Annotated in this window: 22 protein-coding genes; 5 read left to right on the forward strand and 17 right to left on the reverse strand. The window is 71.7% G+C overall.

Features of this window, described 5'->3' with window-relative positions:
- Nucleotides 1-129 precede the first annotated feature (129 nt).
- A complete protein-coding gene (locus PVE36_RS00450) occupies nucleotides 130-1617 on the forward strand; it encodes a hypothetical protein (RefSeq protein WP_277453865.1) in 1488 nt (495 codons plus the stop codon).
- 295 nt (nucleotides 1618-1912) lie between these two features.
- Here the strand turns inward: PVE36_RS00450 and PVE36_RS00455 are convergent, their stop codons facing one another.
- From PVE36_RS00455 to PVE36_RS00470, 4 genes are all read right to left on the reverse strand, one after another.
- The gene (locus PVE36_RS00455; protein WP_277453866.1) at nucleotides 1913-2554 is read right to left on the reverse strand and encodes an FMN reductase; all 642 of its coding nucleotides are present in this window, start codon (nucleotides 2552-2554) and stop codon (nucleotides 1913-1915) included.
- The gene (locus PVE36_RS00460) at nucleotides 2551-3720 is read right to left on the reverse strand and encodes an LLM class flavin-dependent oxidoreductase (protein ID WP_277453867.1); all 1170 of its coding nucleotides are present in this window, start codon (nucleotides 3718-3720) and stop codon (nucleotides 2551-2553) included. Before PVE36_RS00460 ends, PVE36_RS00455 begins: the two co-directional genes overlap by 4 nt.
- Before the next feature lie 65 nt (nucleotides 3721-3785).
- Nucleotides 3786-4625, reverse strand: a complete 840-nt coding sequence (locus tag PVE36_RS00465) for an SMP-30/gluconolactonase/LRE family protein (protein ID WP_277453870.1) — start codon at nucleotides 4623-4625, stop codon at nucleotides 3786-3788.
- A 33-nt stretch (nucleotides 4626-4658) separates the two neighbouring features.
- Nucleotides 4659-5606 carry a 5,10-methylenetetrahydrofolate reductase gene (locus PVE36_RS00470; RefSeq protein ID WP_277453871.1) on the reverse strand — a complete coding sequence of 316 codons (948 nt, stop codon included), beginning with the start codon at nucleotides 5604-5606 and terminating at the stop codon, nucleotides 4659-4661.
- A gap of 113 nt (nucleotides 5607-5719) precedes the next feature.
- Here PVE36_RS00470 and PVE36_RS00475 point away from each other — a divergent pair, with 113 nt between their 5' ends.
- Nucleotides 5720-6478: an SDR family NAD(P)-dependent oxidoreductase gene (locus PVE36_RS00475; RefSeq protein WP_277453872.1), complete on the forward strand. Its 759-nt coding sequence runs from the start codon at nucleotides 5720-5722 to the stop codon at nucleotides 6476-6478.
- An 84-nt stretch (nucleotides 6479-6562) separates the two neighbouring features.
- On the opposite strand, the gene PVE36_RS00480 is transcribed toward PVE36_RS00475, so the two are convergent.
- From PVE36_RS00480 to PVE36_RS00510, 7 genes are all read right to left on the reverse strand, one after another.
- A complete protein-coding gene (locus PVE36_RS00480) occupies nucleotides 6563-7030 on the reverse strand; it encodes a YbaK/EbsC family protein (protein ID WP_277453882.1) in 468 nt (155 codons plus the stop codon).
- 97 nt (nucleotides 7031-7127) lie between these two features.
- The gene (locus PVE36_RS00485) at nucleotides 7128-7877 is read right to left on the reverse strand and encodes an enoyl-CoA hydratase/isomerase family protein (protein WP_277453883.1); all 750 of its coding nucleotides are present in this window, start codon (nucleotides 7875-7877) and stop codon (nucleotides 7128-7130) included.
- A complete protein-coding gene (locus tag PVE36_RS00490) occupies nucleotides 7877-9097 on the reverse strand; it encodes a thiolase family protein (protein ID WP_277453884.1) in 1221 nt (406 codons plus the stop codon). The genes PVE36_RS00485 and PVE36_RS00490 overlap by 1 nt, the downstream gene beginning before the upstream one ends.
- Nucleotides 9098-9193: 96 nt before the next feature.
- Complete coding sequence (locus tag PVE36_RS00495) at nucleotides 9194-9703, reverse strand: GyrI-like domain-containing protein (protein WP_277453885.1); 510 nt, start codon at nucleotides 9701-9703, stop codon at nucleotides 9194-9196.
- An 89-nt stretch (nucleotides 9704-9792) separates the two neighbouring features.
- Entirely contained in the window at nucleotides 9793-10977 is a 1185-nt protein-coding gene (locus PVE36_RS00500) for a zinc-dependent alcohol dehydrogenase (RefSeq protein WP_277453886.1), read from the reverse strand.
- A 205-nt stretch (nucleotides 10978-11182) separates the two neighbouring features.
- Entirely contained in the window at nucleotides 11183-11314 is a 132-nt protein-coding gene (locus tag PVE36_RS00505) for a putative transporter small subunit (protein WP_277453888.1), read from the reverse strand.
- 15 nt (nucleotides 11315-11329) lie between these two features.
- Complete coding sequence (locus tag PVE36_RS00510) at nucleotides 11330-13030, reverse strand: sodium:solute symporter family protein (RefSeq protein ID WP_277453889.1); 1701 nt, start codon at nucleotides 13028-13030, stop codon at nucleotides 11330-11332.
- A 284-nt stretch (nucleotides 13031-13314) separates the two neighbouring features.
- Here PVE36_RS00510 and PVE36_RS00515 point away from each other — a divergent pair, with 284 nt between their 5' ends.
- Both PVE36_RS00515 and PVE36_RS00520 read left to right on the forward strand, forming a co-directional pair.
- On the forward strand, nucleotides 13315-14235 hold the full coding sequence (locus PVE36_RS00515) for a hypothetical protein (RefSeq protein ID WP_277453890.1): 921 nt from the start codon (nucleotides 13315-13317) through the stop codon (nucleotides 14233-14235).
- A 90-nt stretch (nucleotides 14236-14325) separates the two neighbouring features.
- Nucleotides 14326-14502, forward strand: a complete 177-nt coding sequence (locus tag PVE36_RS00520) for a hypothetical protein (protein ID WP_277453891.1) — start codon at nucleotides 14326-14328, stop codon at nucleotides 14500-14502.
- A gap of 288 nt (nucleotides 14503-14790) precedes the next feature.
- Here the strand turns inward: PVE36_RS00520 and PVE36_RS00525 are convergent, their stop codons facing one another.
- From PVE36_RS00525 to PVE36_RS00550, 6 genes are all read right to left on the reverse strand, one after another.
- Nucleotides 14791-15399, reverse strand: a complete 609-nt coding sequence (locus PVE36_RS00525; protein WP_277453893.1) for a class I SAM-dependent methyltransferase — start codon at nucleotides 15397-15399, stop codon at nucleotides 14791-14793.
- Between the two features lie 92 nt (nucleotides 15400-15491).
- Entirely contained in the window at nucleotides 15492-16199 is a 708-nt protein-coding gene (gene ric / locus PVE36_RS00530; RefSeq protein ID WP_277453895.1) for an iron-sulfur cluster repair di-iron protein, read from the reverse strand.
- A gap of 27 nt (nucleotides 16200-16226) precedes the next feature.
- On the reverse strand, nucleotides 16227-16637 hold the full coding sequence (locus PVE36_RS00535) for an Rrf2 family transcriptional regulator (protein WP_277453896.1): 411 nt from the start codon (nucleotides 16635-16637) through the stop codon (nucleotides 16227-16229).
- A gap of 17 nt (nucleotides 16638-16654) precedes the next feature.
- On the reverse strand, nucleotides 16655-17242 hold the full coding sequence (locus PVE36_RS00540) for a 2'-5' RNA ligase family protein (protein ID WP_277453897.1): 588 nt from the start codon (nucleotides 17240-17242) through the stop codon (nucleotides 16655-16657).
- 142 nt (nucleotides 17243-17384) lie between these two features.
- Complete coding sequence (locus PVE36_RS00545) at nucleotides 17385-19460, reverse strand: neutral/alkaline ceramidase (RefSeq protein ID WP_277453898.1); 2076 nt, start codon at nucleotides 19458-19460, stop codon at nucleotides 17385-17387.
- Nucleotides 19461-19540: 80 nt separating this feature from the next.
- On the reverse strand, nucleotides 19541-20026 hold the full coding sequence (locus PVE36_RS00550) for a DUF2177 family protein (protein WP_277453899.1): 486 nt from the start codon (nucleotides 20024-20026) through the stop codon (nucleotides 19541-19543).
- Nucleotides 20027-20182: 156 nt separating this feature from the next.
- Here PVE36_RS00550 and PVE36_RS00555 point away from each other — a divergent pair, with 156 nt between their 5' ends.
- A complete protein-coding gene (locus PVE36_RS00555; protein ID WP_277453900.1) occupies nucleotides 20183-20368 on the forward strand; it encodes a PspC domain-containing protein in 186 nt (61 codons plus the stop codon).
- The last annotated feature ends 258 nt before the right edge of the window (nucleotides 20369-20626 follow it).

Here is a 20626-nt window from a genome sequence, read left to right on the forward strand (position 1 = left end):
CCCAAGCAGTTGCGGGAGGTGTTCGCAGGAGCCCAAGCAGTTGCGGGGGGTGTTCGCAGGAGCCCAAGCAGCTGCGGTGGCCCGTGGTGGAACTTGCTCCCGTGTGAGCGCTGACACAAGGATGGGCCCATGAGCGACGAGACCTCCGCGGGTGTCCACTTCCCGGCCGACGACCAGGGCAGACGGTCAACGACCACGACGACGAAGGGGGTCCTCGCCGACTCCGTGCGCGGCGTCGACGCGGCCCTGGCCGAGCGCATCGACGGCTCCCGCGAGTGGCGCAAGGACTATGTCGACCTCGTCCACGCGGTGACCGCCGCCAGCGCCGGCTCCGCCGACCGCGCCGCGCGGATAGCCACCGACGGCCTGGCCTCGATGCGTCGCCGGATGGTCCTCGTCGACCCCTCCGGCACCGAGGTGCCCCTCGAGGAGGCGACGCCGACGATGCCTGCCGGTGCGGCCCCCTTCGGCACCGAGACCGTGCGCGGCACCGCCGCCCCGGAGACCACCCTGCGGGTCCCGCTCGACGGGCGGGTGCTCGAGGGCGAGGAGCTGCGCGGGCAGCTCGCGTCCTGGGTCGACCGCCAGCTCGTCGAGCCCTCCTTCGCCACGGCGGTCGGCGAGGTCATCGACCACCCGGAGTGGCTGACGCTGCCCGGCCGGCGGGTGCTGCTCGTCGGGGCCGGCGCCGAGATGGGGCCGCTCGAGTCGCTGCTGTCCTGGGGCGCCGACGTCATGGCGATCGACCTGCCCCGCAGTCGTGCCTGGCGGCACAAGAAGGGCCTGGCCACCCGCGGCGCGGGCACGCTGACCTTCCCCGTCGACGGGTCGGGCGACTCCGGCGCCGACGTCGTCCACCAGCCCGGCCAGGTGCTCGAGTGGATCCGTCGCGAGCGCGGTGACGACCCCCTCGCTGTCGGGATGCACGCCTACGCCGACTCCGGGGTGCACGTGCGCGTCAGTGCCGCGATGGACCTGATCATGGACGAGCTGACCGCCGACGACGCCGGGACCGCGCTCGGGTGGCTGGCCACGCCGACGGACGCCTTCGTGGTGCCGCCGGAGGTCGTCGCGGCCGCCCGCGCCCGCTGGGACTCGCGGGGCCCGACCATCGCGTCGCTCCAGGCGCCCCTGCGGGCCCTGGGTCGGGGCAGGCTCTTCGCCCCCGCCTACCGGGACGCGCACGAGGGGCAGCCGGGGATCGCGGACGTGCTCGTGCCCCAGCAGGGCCCCAACTACGCGATCGCCAAGCGGCTCCAGCGGTGGCGCGGGGTGGCCGCCGAGGGCGCGGGGCAGCGGGTGTCCTTCAACGTCGCACCGGCCACGTGGACGCGCTCGGTGACGAAGAACCCGGTGCTGGGCGCGGCGTACGGCGGGGCGCACCACTTCGGGGTCGAGGTCTTCCGTCCGGAGACGGTCCGTCCGCTGATGGCGGCGCTGCTCGTGCGTGACCTCGTGCGTGAAGCGCCGGTGCGCTCGCACCCCGAGGAGCTCTTCAGCGAGGCCGCGGCCCACGGGGGCCTCTGGCGCGTGGGCTACGAGCCGAAGGCGGTGCTCGGCGTGGCGGCCGCCGCGGGTCTGCCCGGGTCCGTCGCGCGGCGGCTGCGACGCGGCTGAGCCTGCCCCTGCCGCGGTGTGATCGACTGCGGCGAGTCGGACCGTGGCCCGACATGGATGTAGCCCCGTGGGACGGGGGACCGCCTGGGTGGCGGTCCGTCGCACGGGGCTACATCCGACGTGTGTCGGACCCACCACCCCAGGGTCGGTGGCGGGGCCGACTGCGAACGACGACGACGTAGGAGGAAACAGGTAAACCTTCGTCGCGTGCTCTGCGAGGAAGTCTGCCCCGCTTGGCTGGGACCAGCCTGAGTGCCGGCTGCGGGTCACCTCCACGAGCCGCACCGAGACCGGCTCAGCCCCCGTCGTGCCCCCGCAACAGCTCGGAGAAGTCGGTGACCGGCCCGAGGGGCTCGACGTCCTCCTCGCCCGTCGGCGCGAAGCCGGCGACGCCGGTGCGCTCGGCCACGACCAGGGTGGCCAGCTCGCCGGCGGCACGGTGCACGCGGCGCTCGAGGTCGATGTCACCGCCGAAGTCCTCGGTGGCGGCGAACACCGCGGTCGGCACGACGACCGCCCGCAGGTACGCGAACAGCGGGCGCATCGCGTGCTCGAGCACGAGGCTGTGCCGGGGGGTGCCGGCCGTCGCGGCGAGGAGCACCGGCGTGCCGGTGAGCGAGGTCGGGTCGAGCAGGTCGACGAAGGTCTTGAACAACCCGGAGTAGCTGGCCGTGAAGACCGGCGTGACGGCGATGATCCCGTCCGCGGCGGCGATCTTCCGCTTCGCATCGACCATGCCGGGAGTCGGCCGGTTGCCGGAGACCAGCGTCTGCGCCATCTCGACGGCGAGCTCACGCAGCTCGATGGTCTCGACCTGCGCCGACTCGCCCCGCCCGCCGACGGCCGCGCGGGTGGCGTCGGCGAGCTGGTCGGCGAGCAGGCGGGTGCTGGAGGGCTCGGAGAGCCCGGCGCTGATGACGAGGAGGCGGCGGCTCATCGAGCGCCCGCCTTCGCCTGCTCGCGCTCGGCCTTCTCCTCCTCGCGGGCGATGGCGACGGGGGAGGGGACGACCTTGCGGTGCGGGCCGTCCGGACCCTGCGCGACGAGCGAGGCATGCGTCGGCGGCTCGCTCGGCACGTGCTCGGGACGGCGCCGCTCGAACTCCGCGCGCAGCACCGGGACGACCTCCGTGCCGAGCATCTCGACCTGTTCGAGGACCATCTCGAGGGGCAGGCCCGCGTGGTCCATGAGGAACAGCTGGCGCTGGTAGTCACCGACGGAGTCGGCGAAGGACAGCGTGCGCTCGATGACCATCTCGGGGGTGCCGACGGTCAGCGGGGTCTGTGCGGTGAAGTCCTCCATCGACGGCCCGTGCCCGTAGACCGGCGCGTTGTCGAAGTAGGGGCGGAAGGTCCGCTTGGCCTCGGCCTCGGTCGCGGCCATGAAGGCCTGGCCGCCGAGCCCGACGATCGCCTGGTCGGCGGAGCCGTGCCCGTAGTGCTCGAAGCGACGGCGGTACAGGTCCACCATCTGGGCGGTGTGCTCCATGTTCCAGAAGATGTTGTTGTGGAAGAACCCGTCGCCGTAGAAGGCGGCCTGCTCGGCGATCTCGGTGGAGCGGATCGAGCCGTGCCACACGAAGGGCGGGGTGTCGTCCAGCGGGAAGGGTGAGGTGGTGAACCCCTGCAGGGGCGTGCGGAACTGGCCCTTCCAGGTGACGTTCTTCTCCCGCCACAGGCGGCGGAGCAGGTGGTAGTTCTCGATCGCCAGCGGGATGCCCTGGCGGATGTCCTTGCCGAACCACGGGTAGACCGGGCCGGTGTTGCCGCGGCCCATCATCAGGTCGACCCGCCCGCCCGAGAGGTGCTGCAGGAAGGAGTAGTCCTCGGCGATGCGCACCGGGTCCGTCGTCGTGATGAGGGTGGTCGCGGTCGAGAGCTTCAGGTGCTGCGTCTGCGCGGCGATGAAGGCCAGGTGCGTCGTGGGCGCGGACGGGACGAAGGGCGGGTTGTGGTGCTCCCCGGTGGCGAAGACGTCGAGCCCGACCTCCTCGGCCTTCAGCGCGATCTGCGTCATGGCGGAGATGCGCTCGGCCTCGCTCGGCGTGCGGCCGGTCGTGGGGTCCGTCGTCACGTCGCCGACGGAGAAGAGTCCGAACTGCATTGCTTCCTCCACTGCTTGGTTGAACCGTCAACTAGTCTAACAGCAGCAGGTCAGGAGGCATTCCCTCATCCCGCAAAGGGGGTGACCGCCTTCCCCCGCACGCCCGGCCGCGCGACGAAGAGCGAGCCGGCCGCGGGGTCCTCGCCCTCGTCGAGCCCCTCGCGGGAGGTCGTGATGTACAGCTCGTCCAGGTCCGCGCCGCCGAAGGTGCACGCGGTCACCTGCCGCGCCCCGACCTCGACCACCGCGTCGCGGGTCCCGTCCGGAGCCCGGCGCTCGACCCGGCCGCCGCCGAAGACGGCCGTCCACACGCCCCCTTCGCCGTCGACGGTGAGGCCGTCGGGGAAGCCGTCCACCTCCGCGAACACCCGGCCGTGCTCCAGCCCGCCCTCCGGCGACCAGTCGAAGACCGTGATCGCCCCGGTCGGGGTGTCGTTGTAGTAGGCGCGGCTGCCGTCGGGGGCGAAGTCGATGCCGTTGGAGACGGTCACCGACTCCAGCGCGGTCTCCACGCGGCCGTCGGGATGCACGCGGTAGAGGCGGGCGGCACCCTTCGCCTGGTCGTAGGCCATCGACCCGACGTAGAGGCTGCCGTCGGGCGCGACGCCGCCCTCGTTCATCCGGACGGCGTCCGTGGTCCACATCGGGCGAAGGGGGTCCACCCGCCAGTCCTCGTCCGCGAACCCCAGGCCGCGCTCGAGTGCGATGACCGCGCCGCCGACGCTCCGGGGCCGGATCATCGCCGCGACGTCACCGACGTGGGTGCGGCCCACCGCGCCGGAGTCGGTCAGGTGCAGCACGTCGCCGGCGGTCATGTCGACCCAGCGCAGGCCGCCCCAGCCCGGCCACCAGCACGGTCCCTCGGCGTGGTGGGCGACGGCGTCGGTGAGGCGTTCGGCGCGCATGCTCCCGAGGCTAGCGCCGACGGGCGCCTCCGGTCAGTCGCGCTCGAGCAGCTCAGCGATCTCGTGGGTGAGGGCGACGCCCGCCTCGATCTCGACCCTGCGGCTGGAGACGGACTCGACGTTGAAGCCGAAGGGGATGCCCAGGTACCGGCAGAAGTCGGCGAGCTCCCGGGCGGCGTTGAGGGCCTGCTGGCGGGACCAGTCGAGCGGGTCCTCGGTGTGCAGGATCTCGTTGCGCACCCAGTGCGGCACCTCGACCCCGAGCCACTCGAGGAAGGACAGCGTCTTCGCCGAGCCGCACAGGGAGAGGGTGAAGATGAGCGGAGCGACTTCGACGCCGCTCTCGCGGGCGGCGTAGCGGTAGTCCGAGGCGAGGTTCTTGGCGGCACCGATGTCGTAGACGATCTGGCTGATGAAGAACTGCGAGCCCCCTTGCTGCTTGCGCAGCAGGCGCTGGTGCTCGTCGCCGCGCCCGATGTGCCGCTCGGGGATCGTCACCGCGCCCAGGGGCAGCTCGGGACGGGTCTCGTGGTGGATCTCCACGGCCTGCGGCAGGCTCGTGCGGACGGTGGCGTCGCTGCTCGAGGAGCCGACGAAGACCGTCATGACGTTGTCGGGCGCCGACTGCAGCCAGCTGCGCAGCTCGTCCGGGGAGTACTTGCCGACGTAGCGGTAGATGACGGCCGGCTTGTCCCACCCGGTCAGGCCGTCCGACAGGTAGGCCGCCGGGTCGAGCATCTCGACGAAGGGGAAGGGGCGCGGCTGCGGGTTGCGGTCGGCTTCGTCGGTGATGTCGTAGATCACCAGCGCGTCGACCGGCAGGGCGTCGACCCGGGCGAGGGTGCGCTCGGCGATCTCGGTGACGCGCTCGGGCGTGGTGTCGGCGCGCGGGGGAGTCAGGCCGAAGAGCAGGACCTCGCGCGGGTTGCGGGCCGGTGCGGGGAAGGCGGCCGGAACGAGGGTGCGGTGCTGATCCTGCATGGGGGGCACGTTAACCCCCGTGGCCGCACCCGCGTCGTACCGTCTCGCCACCGGCGCCCGCGGCCACGGTTAGGCTCGCACCGAATGCACCCACGGACTTCAGGAGCACGGACATGCAGGTCAAGGACACCGCCGCGATCGTTACCGGAGGCGCCTCCGGGCTGGGGGCGGCCACCGCAGCGGCGCTCGCGGAGCAGGGCGCCAAGGTCTTCGCCTTCGACCTGGCTGACTCCATCGCCGCGGCGCCCGCCGTCGACGGCGTGGAGTACGTCGAGGTGGACGTGACCGACCAGGGGCAGGTGCGCGAGGCCGTGGCCACCGCGGCGGGTGCCGGGGTCCCCCTTCGCACGGTCATCAACTGCGCCGGCATCGGGCCGTCGATGCGCATCCTCGGCCGCAAGGGCCCGCACGACCTCGACACCTACGCCAAGGTCGTCCAGATCAACCTCGTCGGCTCCTTCAACGTGCTCACCCTCGCGGCGGAGCAGATCGCGGAGACCGAGCCGCTGGCGGACGACGCCCGCGGCGTCATCATCAACACCGCCTCCATCGCCGGCTACGAGGGCCAGATCGGGCAGGCGGCCTACGCCTCGAGCAAGGCCGGCATCATCGGCCTGACCCTGCCCGCGGCCCGCGACCTCGCCCAGCACGGCATCCGCGTGCTGACGATCGCGCCGGGCATCGTCGAGACGCCGATGCTCGCGACGGTCTCGGAGGAGTTCCGGGAGGGGCTGGCCGCCGGCGTGCCCTTCCCGAAGCGCCTGGCCCGCCCGGACGAGTACGCCCGGCTGGCGATGTCGCTCGTCGAGCAGGACTACCTCAACGGCGAGGTCGTGCGCATGGACGGCGCGCTGCGGATGGCCCCGCGCTGACCTGACCTCGCGCGCACCCCCACCTCCTGCGCATTTGCCTGGGGAAATGCGTCTGCACACCGTTTCCCTGGGGTCGTGCGGCCCTCAGGCGGGGTCGGTGACGTCGGCGACGTCCGCGCCGAGGCGGATGATGGCCGCGTCCGCGTCGACGGTGGCCGCGACCCCGTGGGCGCCGGCCCCGATGGAGACGATCCGGCCGGCCATGGAACTGTCGGCGATGACCGGCAGCTCGGTGAGCGACCCGAAGGGGGTGATCGTGCCCCTCTCGTAGCCGGTCACCTCGCGGGCGACGTCCTTGTCCGGCAACGACAGCCGGTTCACGTCGAGGTGGGCGCGCAGCTTCGGCCAGGAGATCTGCCGGTCGCCGGGGACGAGGACGAAGAGGTGGTCGTCCTCGCCCCGGCGCACGACGAGCGTCTTGATGATGTCCGCGGGCTCGACACCGCGTGCCGCGGCGGCCTCCTCGAGGGAGCCGACCTTCCCGTGCCGGGTGATCGTGTACTCCATACCGCTGTCCCTGAGGGCCTGTGTCGCCCGGGTCTCACCATCCATGGCCCCAGCGTAGGACCCGCGCAGCGCACCGGGTGGTGGACGAGTGCGTCACGGGAGTGCCCGTGGAGCACCGGTCCACCACCGGGCGCGGCGGCGGTCAGCGCTGCAGGAACTGCGTGAAGCGCTCGCGCGTCTCGGACTTCATCGACAGCCAGCTGATCATGTTCGCCTCGTCCTGGCCGACTTCCTCGCGGATGAGGTCCGCGCTCGCGCGCATCAGGCTGCGGGCCCGGCCGTAGGCCTCGGACGCACCCGCGGCCCACATCCCGGCGATCTCGCGCGCCCGGGCACCCGGGTCCGCGGCGATCTCCGTCACCAGGTCCTGCTCGACCGCCTCCGCGGCCGACATCGGCTCACCGAGCAGCGCGAAGGCCAGCGCCCGGCGCTGCCCGAGGACCCGGGGCAGTGAGCCCGAGGCCCCGCAGTCGGGGGACAGCCCGATGTTCGGGTAGGCGAAGACGAACTTCGTGCCCTCCGCGGCGACGATGACGTCGGCGGCGAGCATGATGCCCAGGCCGCCGCCCGCGACGGCTCCCTGCACGGCGGCGACGACCGGCTTGGCCATCGACTCGAGCGTCTGCACGGCCGAGTCCGCCGTCAGGGCGAGCTCGCGGATGTAGCTGCTCGGCTCCTCCTCGCCGGCGAAGGCGGCGACATCGCCGCCCCCGCAGAATCGTGCGCCGGCCCCGCTGAGGACCACGGCGCGCACCGTGTCGTCCTCGGCCGCGTTGGTCGCGGCCTCCCCGAGCGCGAGCGCGAGGGGCATGTCGATCGTGTTGGCGGACTCGGGACGGTTGAGCTCGATGTGAGCGATCCCGTCCGCGACGGTGTAGGTGACTTCAGTCATCAGACCCTCCTGAAAAGTGCGGCGAGGGCCTGGCCCCCACCGATGCACATGGTGACGATGCCGTACTCGAGGTCGTTGCGCACCATGTGCTTGGCTGCGCGCACGGTGAGGATGGCGCCGGTCGCACCGACGGGGTGGCCGAGCGCGATGGCCCCGCCGTAGGGGTTGACCCGCGCCGGGTCCAGGCCGGTGTCGCGGATGACGGCGACGGCCTGGGAGGCGAAGGCCTCGTTGAGCTCGATGACGCCGACGTCGGAGGGCTGCAGCCCCGTCTTCGCGAAGAGCGCCTTGAGCGCGTGCGTCGGCGCGTAGCCCATGAGCTCCGGTTCCATGGCGGCCGTGGTGACCGCTTCGAGGCTGACGAGGCCGGTCCGACCGCGCTCCTTGACGGCGGACTCACGGCCGAGGACGACGGCTCCGGCGCCGTCGTTGATGCCGGAGGCGTTGCCGGCGGTGACCGTGCCGTCCTTGCTGAAGGCCGGGCGCAGCTTCGCCAGGGTCTCCAGGGTGGTGTCCGGCTTGGGGTGCTCGTCCGTGTCGGCGGTGAAGGGCTTGCGACCCCCGACCTCGACGGCCGTGATCTCCTCGGCGAAGGCGGCCTGCGCCTCGGGAGTCGCGGCACGACGCTGCGACTCGAGCGCGAACTCGTCCTGCTCCTCGCGGGAGACGCCGTACTTCGTCGCGACGTTCTCCGCGGTGACACCCATGTGGATGTCGTGGAAGGGATCGGTGAGCATGAGGACGGTGCCGTCCTCCAGCTTCCGGTTGCCCAGCTTGTAGCCGCTGCGGGCGCCGAAGTCGTAGAACGGCATCCGCGTCATCGACTCGTCGCCACCCGCGAGGGTGAAGTCGAGGTCGTTCCACCGCATCTCCTGCGCGGCGGACCAGATGGCCTGCAGGCCGGAGCCGCAGAGGCGGTTGACGGTGAAGGCGGGGACGTTGGTGGGCAGGCCGGCGGTCACCGCGACCCGGCGGGCGTTGTAGGCGTCCGGGCCGACCTGGCCGATGCAGCCCATGACGACCTCGGAGATGTCCTCACCGGCCACCCCGGCCCGGGTCAGCGCCTCCCGGCTGGCGGTCGCCCCGAGCTCGTAGCCGGGGACGTCCTTGAACATGCCGCCGAAGCTGCCGGTGGGGGTCCGGGCTCCGTCGACGACGACGATCTTCTCCACGATGTCTCTCCGTTGGTCGGGGAAGGGGGTCTCCTGCCAGCATTCCATCCCACCCCACCCGCTCCACGCCGAGCCCCGCTCGGTGTCCGCGACGCACGCTGCGCGCGCAGCGGGGCTCGACGACGACGAGCGGGGGTCGGCGCGTCAGCGGGCCAGGAGCGTCACCAGGTCCGTGCGCAGGGTGCTGGGGTCCACGTCGGGTCCCGGCTCGGTCACGTAGACCTCCCAGAACGGCAGCTGCGGCTGGTGCCCGGCGCGCGCGACCGCCTTCATGAACTCCTGCCAGGCCTGCCCCAGTCCGTCGTAGCCGCCGAAGTACGAGATTGTCGCGATCCGCCCGGCGGGCAGTTTCGAGGCGTAGAAGGTGATGCCGCCCGCCTCGAGCTCGCCGTTGAGCACCTTGTCCACCGGGAAGCCGACGTCGAAGGTCATCGTCGCCCCGGGGTTGCGGTGGTGCAGCGAGAAGGCGGGACCGGTCGCGGCGACGTCGAACTCCTCCAGCCCCGGGACCAGGGCGGAGAAGGTCTCGTCGAAGATCCCGCCCATCTCGTGCGGCGCGACCCCCTCGGTGACGCGCACGACGGTCGGCGTCTCCTCGGCGGTGAGGTAGGTGACCTCGGTGTGTGGCTCGTCGAGGTAGCTGGGCTCGGTCACGGCGTGCTCCTGTCGTCGGGGTCCGGCATGGTCGTCGCCTCGATCATCCTCGTGCCGCGGACGGGATGCCAGCCGACGGCGCCGCGCTCTCAGGGCTGGAGGACCACCTTGATGCAGCCGTCCTCCTTGTCCCGGAAGGTGCGGTAGGCCTCGGGTGCCTCGGCCAGCGGCAGGTGGTGGGTGGCCAGGCCCTCGACGTCGAAGACGTCCTCGTCGCGGGAGACCGTCTCCAGCAGCTCGTCGGTCCAGCGCCGCACGTTGGCCTGACCCATCCGCATCGTCACCTGCTTGTCGAACATCGTCAGCAGCGGCATCGGGCTCACCATGCCGCCGTAGACGCCACTGAGCGAGATCGTGCCGCCGCGCCGGACGCAGTCGATGGCACTGTGCAGGGCCTCGAGGCGGTCGATGCCCACGGTCTTCATGGCCGCGCGGGCCAGCGGCTTCGGGGTGCGAGTCGTCGCCTTGATGACCGTCTCGGCGATGGGGTTGCCGTGCGCCTCCATGCCGACGGCGTCGATGACCCGGTCGGCGCCGCGGCCCTGCGTGAGGTCCCGCACGGCGTCACCGAGGTCGTCCACGGTGCGCAGGTCGAGCGTCTCCACGTCGTGTGCCGCGGCCATCGCCAGGCGCTCGTCGACACGGTCGACCCCGATGACGCGGCCGGCCCCCTGGACCTTCGCGGAGCGGGTGGCCATCTGGCCGATCGGACCGAGACCGAGCACGAGGACGGTGTCGCCCTCGCCGATCTCCGCGTACTGCGCGGCCTGCCACGCGGTCGGGAGGACGTCGGAGAGGTACAGGTAACGCTGGTCCGGCCCGGTGTCCGGGATGCGGACGGGACCGTACTGGGCCTGCGGCACCCGCAGGTACTCGGCCTGGCCGCCCGGGACGGAGCCGTAGAGGCTGCTGAACCCGAAGAGGGAGGCGCCCATGCCCTGCTCGGTCACCTGGGTGGTCTCGCACTGGGACTGCAGCCCCCGCTCGCACATCCAGCAGCGCCCGCAGGAGATGTTGAAGGGCACGACGACTCGATCGCCCACCTTCAGGTCCCCGGTGTCGGGGCCGACCTCCTCGACGATGCCCATGGCCTCGTGGCCGAGGACGTCCCCCGGTGAGAGGAAGGGGCCGAGGACGCCGTAGAGGTGCAGGTCCGAGCCGCAGATGGCGGTCGAGGTGACGCGGACGATCGCGTCGGTCGGCTGCTCGATCCGCGGGTCGGGGACGTCCGTCACCTCGACGGAGTTGTGGGACTGCCAGGTCACGGCCTTCATGGTTGCCTCCTGAGAGGGTCGGGTACTCCACCCCGCTACCCGGTCGGCGGCTCCCCAACCGGGGGCCGCCCCCTTCGCCCGGACGGGTCCGGTCCTCGCCTCCCTGGGAAGGGGCGACGCAGTCGGGTGGCCCGGTGCGCCCCGAGAGCACGGCGGTGGCCGCCACCCGAAGGGGTGACGGCCACCGGCGCGCGGGGTCCGGGCCTCAGATGAGGTCCTCGCCCTTCCGCCTCGCGGAGCGCATCTCGCGCACGAAGCCGGTGCCGATCACGGCCAGGATGACGCCGACGATCGCCGGCCACATGAGGATGTAGATGGTCAGTGCGGTGATGGACATGGGTGGCGTCCCCTCTCAGACGGTCGCGGGCTCGTCGTCGGGGTCGACGACGGGGCGGGTTGTGGATGCGGCGGCCTCGTCCTCCGGGTCGAAGTCCCCCGTCTTGCGGGCGATGACGTCGAAGTCGAAGGGCTCCCCGCGGGAGGCGAGGGTCATGGCGGCGCAGACGAGCGTCGAGACCGCGTAGGCCACGAGCGACCCGGACAGCGCGGCGTAGTCCGCGATGAGGCCGATGGCGAAGGGGGCGAGGACCAGGGCGGCGATGGTGCCACCGGCGAGGCCGACCTTCGGCCCGAAGAACCCGAAGAGCATCAGTCCGATGACCACTCCGATCCCGACGACGCCGAGCAGCTCGACGACCAGGTCCGTGCCCGTGGTGCGCGGCAGCCAGCCGAAGCGGACCGGGAGGAACGCGGCGAGGGCGAGGAGCACCGAGACGGTGAAGGCCGAGTTGGTGACCTTGGTCCAGTAGAAGGACGCGATGACGGGGAAGACCAGGCAGCCCCAGAGCGCGCCCACGAAGACGAGCAGGTCGAGGATGCTCAGCTCCAGGGCCGCGAACGCGACCGCTGCTGCCGTCGCCAGGACCATCGTCAGCCGACCGATGAGCAGCATCGTGCGCGGGCTGACGGTCCGCCCGCTGCGGCGGACGCTCACGCCGTAGACGTCGGTCATGACGATCGAGGAGAGGGCGGCCAGGTCGGAGTCGGCCGTCGAGGAGAGCGAGCCGATGATCATCACGAAGAAGACGACGATGAGCGGCGTCGCGAGGTGGCTGGCGGCCAGCTGCGGCAGCAGGTTGTTCGGGTCGCCGCCCGCCGGCTGGACGCCGGCGTAGAGGGCGAGGACGCCGAGCATGCCGACACCGATGACGGTCGCGCCGTAGCCGATGGTCGCGGTGATGAAGGTCGGCTTGATGAGGTCCTCGCGCACGGCGAAGAGTCGCTGGGCGATCGTCTGGTTGCCGATGGCGTAGGCGAGGACGGCCGCGATGTACGGGGCGCCCTGCATGAGGAAGGCCTCGGAGGAGAAGAAGTTGGACTGCTGCGGGGTGAGGTTGGTGGCACCCTCACGCAGCAGGTCCGTCCCACCGAGGAGGAAGAACAAGGTCGGCACGAGGACGACGACGGCACCGAGCATGGCGACGACCTGGGCGAAGTCCGTCAGCACCGAGGCGCGGAACCCCGACCAGATCGTGTACAGGAGCACGCCACCCGCGATCGCGAGGACGCCCTGGATGAAGCTCAGCGGCGACAGCATCGCGATGAGCGCGCCACCGGCGATGAAGTTCGACATCAGGGAGATGACGCTGCCGAGGACGTTGGACCCGGCGAGCATCAGCTGGCTCGAGCGGCCGTGGCGCACGGCCATCACCTGGGCGAGCGTGTGCGCTCGCGGCGCGACGGCGCGGATCCGCTTGCCGAAGGGGTAGATGAACAGGATCATCAGGGCGCCCCACAGGCCGTAGTGGATCGGCCCGGAGATCCCGTAGAGGTAGCCGGAGGTGGCGGAGGCGTACATCGAGGACGCCCAGATCCAGGTGGCCGTCATGGAGGCGGCGGAGATGCCGAATCCGATGCCGTGACCTGCGGTCATGTAGTCGTCGGCGTTCTCCTTGCCGCGGCTGATCCTGACGGACATGTACATCGTCAGTCCGTAGAAGAGGAGCAGGAGCGCGACGATGGTCACGATTCCCAATGGGGGCTCGGTAGGCATGCCTTCCTTCCGGTGTGGTGTTGTCGGGGTGTGGCATGCGGAAGGTAACCCCGGATGCATATGCATTGCCAATGACGGCAAACGGCTCCAAACCGCCCGAGAAGCCGATGCCATCAACGAAAAGTGAATGTTCATGCACCTAGTCGGATGTGGGGAACGTCACCCGTGTGAGCACGTTTTCCGGGACTTCCGGCGGTGAGTCCGGTCGCGGTCGGTTACGCCCGACGGCGACCGTCCGCAGGTGGGTCTTGCACGCATGACGAGTTGGGGCTTGGCTGTGCTCCATGAGCTACCAGCCACCGCCACCGCCACCTCCGGGCGGGCCGGGCCAACCACCCCCGTCCGGTGGGTACGGAGGACCGCCCTATCCGCCTCCGGGTGGTTACGGCGGTCAGCCGCCCGGTGGCTACGGTGGCCCACCCGGCGGTTACGGCGGTGGCCCACCCGGCGGTTACGGCGGTGGCCCACCCGGCGGTTACGGCGGTCAGCCACCCGGGTGGGGCGGCGTCCCGACGCCCTACAGCCCCCTCGAGGCGCTGACCTACGGCTGGCGGAAGTTCACCCAGAACCTCGGACCCTTCCTCGGGATGACGGTGCTGCTCGGTGTCATCGCCCTCGGGTTCTCCTTCGTCTCCGAGCTCCTGCTGCAGACCGGTCCGACCGTCCCCGGCCCAGCCGACCCGTTCACCGGTGAGCCGACGCAGGTGCGTGAGCCGGGGATCGGCGCGATCGCGGCCAGCGGCGTCCTGAGCATCATCAGCGCGATCGTCCAGTTCGTCATCGCCGCTGCTCTGATCCGTGCCGCGCTCGACGTGGTCGACACGGGGAGCGCGAGCATCGGCACGATGTTCACCCGGATCCCGTGGCTGCACATGGTGCTGGCGGCCATCCTCGTCGCCCTGGTGAGCATGGTCGGTCTGATCCTGTGCATCATCCCGGGCATCATCGCCGCGTTCCTGCTGTCCTTCACCAACTTTGCGGTCGTGGACGGCAACTCGGCCACGGATGCGATGGGGGCGAGCTTCCGGTTCACCAAGGCCAATGCCGGTCCGGTGCTGCTCCTCTTCCTGGTCTTCCTCGGCCTCGGGATCCTCTCGCTGTGCACCCTCGGCCTCGGCTTCCTGGTCCTGATCCCGGTGGGCTACATCGCCGTGGCCTACACCTGGCGCATGCTGCAGGGGCGCCCAGCCGTCGGGGCCGCCTGACCCGGTCCGGCTAACCCGCAGCCCCTTGACGGGCTGTGAATGCCGGGAGCAGGCTGTGGCATGGTCAGGACTCCGGCTCCAGCAGGCATCATGGTCGCACTAGGACTGGTCGACGGGGCGGCAGCAGGGACGGCCATCGGTGTGGCGGTGGCCGGCGGGCCCGGTCTCGCCCTCGGCGCAGCCATGGGCGGGGGGTTGGGCATCGTCGTCGGTGCGATCGTCGATCAGTGGTCCTCTGCGAGGTCGCGCACCGATCCCACGAGCTGAGTCTGCGGCGTCGCCCGCTCGCCGTCGCTGACATGGTCGCGACCCTACTCAGCCGCAACGGACCGCGGCGCCCAGAACTCGCAGGAGCCTAAGCACTTGCGAAAGGGGGGCACCCAGACCTTGCAGGAGCCTAAGCACTTGCGAAAGGGGGGCGCCCAGAACTCGCAGGAGCCTAAGCAGTTGCGAAAGGAGGCTGCGCTCGGGGCGTGGATGGCCTTGCGCACGGCCGCGGTCGATCGCCATGGGGATTGCGGTCGTGGCGCGCACGACCCCACGAGATGCGGTGGATCAGCGGCCGAAGATCGCCACGATGTACTCGCCGTCCTCGGCGAAGGGCTCGAGCGCCCACCCGCCGAGGAGGACCTGCTCGGTCAGACCCGCCGCCGTCGCGTCGGCCCGGAAGTCCGCGAAGTCGTAGCCGCGCCCCGCACCGAATCCGATGACCACGCGCCCGCCCTCGGCCAGGTGCTCGGCGAAGCCGGCGAGGACGTCGCCGCGGGTGCTCGGCGCGAGGAAGGTCATGACATTGCCGGCCGAGACGATCACGTCGAAGAGCCGGCGCTCGCCCCCTTCGGCCCGCACGTCGAGGACGGCGAGGTCGCTGACCAGCCACTCGGGACCGGGGTGGTCCTCCTTCGCCGCGGCGATGAGGGCGGGGTCGACGTCGGCCCCGGTGACCTCGTGGCCCAGCTCGTGGAGCCGGCCGCCCACTCGGCCGGGGCCGCAACCGGCGTCGAGGATGCGGGCACCCCGCGCGGCCATCGCGTCGACGAGGCGGGCCTCACCGTGCAGGTCGTCCCCGCGCGCGGCCATCGCCCGGAAGCGCTCGATGTACCACGTCGAGTGGTTCGGATCCTCTGCGACCTTGCGCATCCACTGACTCGTCTCAGGCACCATGCACCCACGATAGGCGTGAGGTCCTCGCCGCCCGACGGCGCGCCGGAGTGGGCACGCCACCGGCCGATGCAGGCGGCCGGTGGCGTGCGGTCTCACGCCCCACGGAGTCGTTCGTGCATCTCCAGGACCCGGGGGAAGAGCAGGTTGTTCTCCTTGTGGACGTGCTCGTGCACGTCGTGCTCCAGCTCGGCCAGGCCGGTGAGCATCGCGCGGTAGGAGTTGCAGGCGTCCTGCGGTGGGGTGTGGCCATCCGTCAGCTCGTGGATCCGGGTGAGCAGGTCGCCGACGACGTCGTGCTCCGCGATGAGCTCGCGCAGCGCATCGGAGAAGTCGCCGGAGGAGAGCCGGACCGGGGCCTGCGTCTTCTCCAGGCGGCTGATGGCCGGGAAGATCACCCGCTCCTCGCGCGTCATGTGCGGCTCGAGCTCGGCGACCACACGAGCGTAGAGCTCCTTGACCACGGCGAGCTCCGGGTGGCGCTCCCTGTGCACTCCGGCGACCTTGTCTACGAGCGCCTGCAGCCGCGGCATCTCCTCCCACGTGTAGGCGTGGTGGGTGTCGACGATGTCGTGGGCGAGCGCGGCCATCTCGAGATCACGGGCGACGACGGCCGGCGGCTCGCCGGGCAGGTCCAGTCGCGTGCTGACGTCCTCGAGGTCGAGGCCGGCCGCCTGGGCGGCCTCCTCGAGCGGGCGCTGCCCGTTGCAGCAGTAGTCGAGACCGAGCTGCTCGAGCACGCGGCTGCGGCGGGGGTCCTCGGCGACCAGGTCACCGAGGGTTGCGGTGGTGGCGACGGCCATGTCCGTTGTCCCTTCGTGGTCGGGGCCTCACGGTGTGCCCCTGCGGTGGACGTCGACCGCCGGGGTGGCGGCCAGCGTGGTGGTGAGTGTGGTGCGGGCGCGGGTCCACGCCTCGTGCAGGGCGCAGGTGCGCCCGTGGCCGCAGGCCCGGTCCTCGGCGACACAGCGCCCGTTGGCGGTCGGTCCGTCGACCGCCTCGATGACGTCGAGCACGCTGGCGCGGGCCGCGGAGTCGGTGAGGGAGTAGCCACCGGTCGGGCCGGGGGTGGACCGGACCCACCCGGCCTTGACGAGCGGGCCCACGACCTGGGCGACGAAACCGGGGGTGGCGTCCAGCGCCTCGCCCAGCTCGGGGGCCTTGAGGCGGGCATCCGTCGGGGACAGGGCCGCGATCGCCTGCACGGCCAGCTCGGCCCGTCGCGTGACCTCTAGTCTCATAGTGAGAGACTAATGGATTATGGGTGCTGTGGGAAGGGCGCTTCGTCGAGGGCGCCTCCCGGCGACGGGCGTGCACGCCTCGGCCGACCCAGCGGCCACTCGTGCAGCACGCGGCACCGGTCGGACTCCCACCACGCGAGCTGCAGCCGCGTGAGCGTGCACGTCACCGGCACCACGTCACCGAGCAGCATGCGGGTGCTCTCGAGGGAGACCGTGGCCGAGGCGGCATCCAGCGTCAGGTGCGGGTCGACGCGCGGGCCGAACCTCCCTTCGTACGGCGGGAAGTCCGGGAAGGCCGCGACCAGCGCCTCCGTCAGGTCACGCAGGGGACCGTCCGGCTCGGGCCGCAGATGGATGATGCCGTTCGGGAACTGCCCGAGGTCGGCGAGGCGGATCGCCATCGGCGCGGTCGCCGCCGCGATCCGCCGCACCTCGGCCAGGTCGCTCGCCGACGGCGCAGGGGCGAAGGGGGCCAGGGCCGTCACGTGCGCGTGGCCGAATCGTGGGTCGGCGGAGACGAACCCCGGGTCGTAGGAGCGGGTGCGCTCGCGGACCCAGGCCTCCAGCGGAGGCGCGGGGAGCTGCAGCACGGTGTGGCCGGTCACGCCCCGAGCCTGCCCCATCGGTGCGTGGTTTCGAGGCTCGGGCCCGGGGGCCCTCACACCTCAACCACCGGTGGGCCTCGCCCAACGGTGGTTGAGGTGCGAGTCCGCCCAGCGGGCGAAGCCTCGAAGCCACCGGCAGCGGTCACCGCACCGTGAAGGCCTGCGAGGCACCGCGGTAGGGCCGCACGCTGCCGGTCCAGCCGTCCTTCCGGTCACCGATCTGCACGAGACGGTAGGTGCCGGGTGGGGTCCGCTCGCCGATCCGCCACTCGACCGTGGTCCGCGAGGCGGCGATGCCCTCCCGCTCCCACGTGTACGTCGTGTCCCAGTCGCGGTCGGTCAGGACGGTCCTCCAGCCGTTCCCGGTCCGGCGTTGGACCTCCAGGAAGGTGCCGTTGGTGCGCAGGTCGTTCTTCGGGTGGGCCCCGCGGAAGTCGGCGGTGGCGGTCTCCCCCTTCGCGTAGGCCTCCCGCGGCTGGGTGAGCACGTCACCGAAGTCCTGACCGATCGGGGTGTCGTCGTGGACGACCCCGGGGCGCTCCGGGTACCAGCTGCCGCTCCGGTCCTCGGGGCGCACGCCGTTGCCAACGGGCTCGCCCTCGGCCATCGCGGAGGCGAGGTCGGCGTACTCCTGCCGGTAGGCGGCCAGCGTGTGGGGGCCGAACTCCGTCGAGGCGCCCTCGTAGTGCTGGGCCGCGAACTCCTCGCGCGTGGTGACGTAGCCGGTGTAGGAGTTGGCCAGCCCGGCGACGACGACGGTGTCCACGCCGCTGCCCGCGAGCCGCTCCTGCACGGTGGCCTCGAGGCGCCGGCCGCTCATCGTCGTCGGCTCGCCGGGCACGCCGACGATCGCGAGGGAGCCGAGGCGCAGCAGTTGGACGGGGACCTTCGTCGGGACCCAGCCGAGGTGGCCGGTCGGGAGCAGCACGGGCTTCTCCGCCTGGCAGCTGTCGAGCACGGGGGCGTTGACGAGGGCGTCGCCGAGCAGGGCACCCAGGGCCGAGCCCTCGATGGTGTCGAGCGTGCCGCCGGTCGTGCTGCTGCGGGTCATCCCCTCGGTGATGCCGGGGATGTTCGAGGGGCCGTTCTCGCCACCTGCGGCGAAGGAGAAACCGCGGGCGGGGGTGCACAGGTCGCGCTCCGGATCGCCCTTGGTGAACTCGTCGCGGACCGTGTAGTCGCCGAAGTCGGCCCAGCGGGAGCGGCTGTCGACGGGGCCGGTGAGGGGCTCCCCCGTCGCCTCCCACAGGCGGACCGCCGCGTCGAACTGCCGCCGGCCCGCCCGCTCGACGTTGAGCCGCTCGTCCGCGCTGCCCTCGTAGCCGGGGGCGGAGTGGGAGTTGCCGTCGACGGCGACGACGTCACCCTCCGCGGCGTTGGCGAAGCTCGCGACGAAGGTGTCGTCCGAGGCCGGGTCGGTGCCCATCCTCTCCGCGAAGAGGTAGCGCGCGTAGCCCTTGTTGTCGGCGCTGAGGTGGGTCCACTCCTTGCTGAAGCTCGTTGGGTGGACGGCGAACCAGTTGAGCATCCCGACCGGTTCCCCGGTGGCGTCGGTGAGCTCCAGCTGGGTCATCCGGGTGTCGACGTCCGTCGGGTACTCGCCGGCGTCGTCATTGGCCTCGTACGCCGGGATCGAGCGGTTGCGGGTGGCATCGTCGAGGTCGCCCCGGGTCAGCGAGACGCTGCCCGGCTCGAGGTTGTCGTGCGCGCGGACGATCGAGGCGACGATGCCGTCGACGGCGGCGCGGAAGTTCTGCGTGCTGTAGCCCGCCCCCGAGGCGTCTGCACCGGCGATCTGGTAGAGCGTCGCGTGCGCCTGGCCGGAGTTGCCGACGTGGGTGTGCGTGGCGGTGAGCATGACGTTGTCGCCGGTGTAGGTGTCGCCGAAGCGCTCGCGCAGCTCCTTGACCACCTCGACGCGCACGGACTGGAACATCGCGCCCATGTCCGCGGAGACGTAGACGATCCGCTCGTCGGTGCCGGGGTCGGCGATGACGTAGGCGTGCGAGTACAGGCGGTCCTGGATGCCCCGCATCTCCTGCTGTGCGGCGTAGCCGAAGGCGCCCGTCTCCGCTGCGGCCCCCGTGATGTCGTACAGGCCGGCGCCGACGAGGTAGTCGGCGGACGCGGGCGCGGCCGTGGCGCTCGCGGCGAAGGGGGTGACCAGCCCGAGCGCGAGCGTGCCGGTGAGCAGTCGGGTCCGGGTCCTTCGCGACATCGCGACTCCTGCATCGGGTTGCGCGGTGGCACCGCGCAAAAGTTACTGCCAAGTAATATTGGCCGCAGGAGGTGGGGTCGTCAAGTGCGCGTCGGTGCCGCGGGGGCCGTGGGTGCCGTGTCCCTTCCGCCTCGGGTGATCCGTCCCCGCAGCACGGCGGTTGCCGCCGCGGCGGCGGCCGAGGTGGCGAAGGCCCCCCAGGCCATGTCGATGGGCACGATCCCGACGGGGTAGCCCTCGATGACGGCCAGGCTGGTCAGGTCGAAGGTTGCATAGGCGACCAGGCCCAGCGCGGCCCCCTGCAGGGTCGCGGTGCGGATGCTGCGGCTGCGCAGTCCCGGAGCGGTCGCGAAGTGCGTGATGCCGAGCGTGTAGATCACGTAGAACGCTGCTGCCGCAGGGGCGTTCATCGGGTCGGCGAGCAAGGGGCCGAAGGCGCTCTCGTAGGTGCCCTGGGCGATGACGCCGAGCCAGGCGCCGTCGAGGACGCCGAAGGCGATCGCGGTCATGGCCCAGCCCGCGAGCCAGGATCGCGCTCCCAGCGGGGGATTCGTCGTGGCGGTCATGGGCCCTCCCGAGCGTGGCGCCGGGTCGTTGGTGGCACGGCGTGCCGATCCCGAGCGTGTCCTACCTTTGTCCAAGGTTAGTCGATGTCCGCCGGTGGGTGGTGACGGACCCTGCGGGCCGCGCATGATCCGTGGGCCTGCGGGTACAGCGGGGGCATGTCGCGTCAACTCGTACGCCCACGCAATGGCAAGTGGATCGCAGGCGTCTGCGCCGGTCTCGCCGACCGGCTCGGGCTGCCGCGTTTCCTTGTCCGCCTCGGTTTCGTCATCTTCGGCGTCGTCGGGGTGGGGGAGCTCGTCTACATCGCGCTGTGGATCCTCATGCCCAAGTCCGACAACTAGCCGCGTCGCGGCCTCGGGAGACCGAGGTGTCGAGGCGTGCCGAAGGGGGGCCGGGTGACGTGAACCCGGCCCCCTTCGGCGTGCGCCTGGGGGATCGCGGCGCCGTCGGCGCGGACCCCAACATCGGGGGCGAGGGGCTGTCGCGGAGGACGAAGGCGCTCCGCGGTCGTCACCGGAATGACGAATGGGCCGTCACGAGTGTGACGGCCCAGAGGGTCTGGTGGGCGGTGCGCCCGGGTCCCGGGCTGTGCCCGGAGG

Source organism: Janibacter sp. DB-40 (genome assembly GCF_029510815.1).
In the GTDB taxonomy this organism is placed as follows: Bacteria; Actinomycetota; Actinomycetes; order Actinomycetales; family Dermatophilaceae; genus Janibacter.

Excerpts from the sequence above, each read along its gene's own strand:
- PVE36_RS00450 (WP_277453865.1), top strand. The coding sequence starts at position 130 with ATGAGCGACGAGACCTCCGCGGGTGTCCACTTCCCGGCCGACGACCAG.
- PVE36_RS00455 (WP_277453866.1), bottom strand. The coding sequence starts at position 2,554 with ATGAGCCGCCGCCTCCTCGTCATCAGCGCCGGGCTCTCCGAGCCCTCC.
- PVE36_RS00460 (WP_277453867.1), bottom strand. The coding sequence starts at position 3,720 with ATGCAGTTCGGACTCTTCTCCGTCGGCGACGTGACGACGGACCCCACG.
- PVE36_RS00465 (WP_277453870.1), bottom strand. The coding sequence starts at position 4,625 with ATGCGCGCCGAACGCCTCACCGACGCCGTCGCCCACCACGCCGAGGGA.
- PVE36_RS00470 (WP_277453871.1), bottom strand. The coding sequence starts at position 5,606 with ATGCAGGATCAGCACCGCACCCTCGTTCCGGCCGCCTTCCCCGCACCG.
- PVE36_RS00475 (WP_277453872.1), top strand. The coding sequence starts at position 5,720 with ATGCAGGTCAAGGACACCGCCGCGATCGTTACCGGAGGCGCCTCCGGG.
- PVE36_RS00480 (WP_277453882.1), bottom strand. The coding sequence starts at position 7,030 with ATGGATGGTGAGACCCGGGCGACACAGGCCCTCAGGGACAGCGGTATG.
- PVE36_RS00485 (WP_277453883.1), bottom strand. The coding sequence starts at position 7,877 with ATGACTGAAGTCACCTACACCGTCGCGGACGGGATCGCTCACATCGAG.
- PVE36_RS00490 (WP_277453884.1), bottom strand. The coding sequence starts at position 9,097 with ATGGAATGCTGGCAGGAGACCCCCTTCCCCGACCAACGGAGAGACATC.
- PVE36_RS00500 (WP_277453886.1), bottom strand. The coding sequence starts at position 10,977 with ATGAAGGCCGTGACCTGGCAGTCCCACAACTCCGTCGAGGTGACGGAC.
- PVE36_RS00505 (WP_277453888.1), bottom strand. The coding sequence starts at position 11,314 with ATGTCCATCACCGCACTGACCATCTACATCCTCATGTGGCCGGCGATC.
- PVE36_RS00510 (WP_277453889.1), bottom strand. The coding sequence starts at position 13,030 with ATGCCTACCGAGCCCCCATTGGGAATCGTGACCATCGTCGCGCTCCTG.
- PVE36_RS00515 (WP_277453890.1), top strand. The coding sequence starts at position 13,315 with ATGAGCTACCAGCCACCGCCACCGCCACCTCCGGGCGGGCCGGGCCAA.
- PVE36_RS00520 (WP_277453891.1), top strand. The coding sequence starts at position 14,326 with ATGGTCGCACTAGGACTGGTCGACGGGGCGGCAGCAGGGACGGCCATC.
- PVE36_RS00525 (WP_277453893.1), bottom strand. The coding sequence starts at position 15,399 with ATGGTGCCTGAGACGAGTCAGTGGATGCGCAAGGTCGCAGAGGATCCG.
- ric (WP_277453895.1), bottom strand. The coding sequence starts at position 16,199 with ATGGCCGTCGCCACCACCGCAACCCTCGGTGACCTGGTCGCCGAGGAC.
- PVE36_RS00535 (WP_277453896.1), bottom strand. The coding sequence starts at position 16,637 with ATGAGACTAGAGGTCACGCGACGGGCCGAGCTGGCCGTGCAGGCGATC.
- PVE36_RS00545 (WP_277453898.1), bottom strand. The coding sequence starts at position 19,460 with ATGTCGCGAAGGACCCGGACCCGACTGCTCACCGGCACGCTCGCGCTC.
- PVE36_RS00550 (WP_277453899.1), bottom strand. The coding sequence starts at position 20,026 with ATGACCGCCACGACGAATCCCCCGCTGGGAGCGCGATCCTGGCTCGCG.
- PVE36_RS00555 (WP_277453900.1), top strand. The coding sequence starts at position 20,183 with ATGTCGCGTCAACTCGTACGCCCACGCAATGGCAAGTGGATCGCAGGC.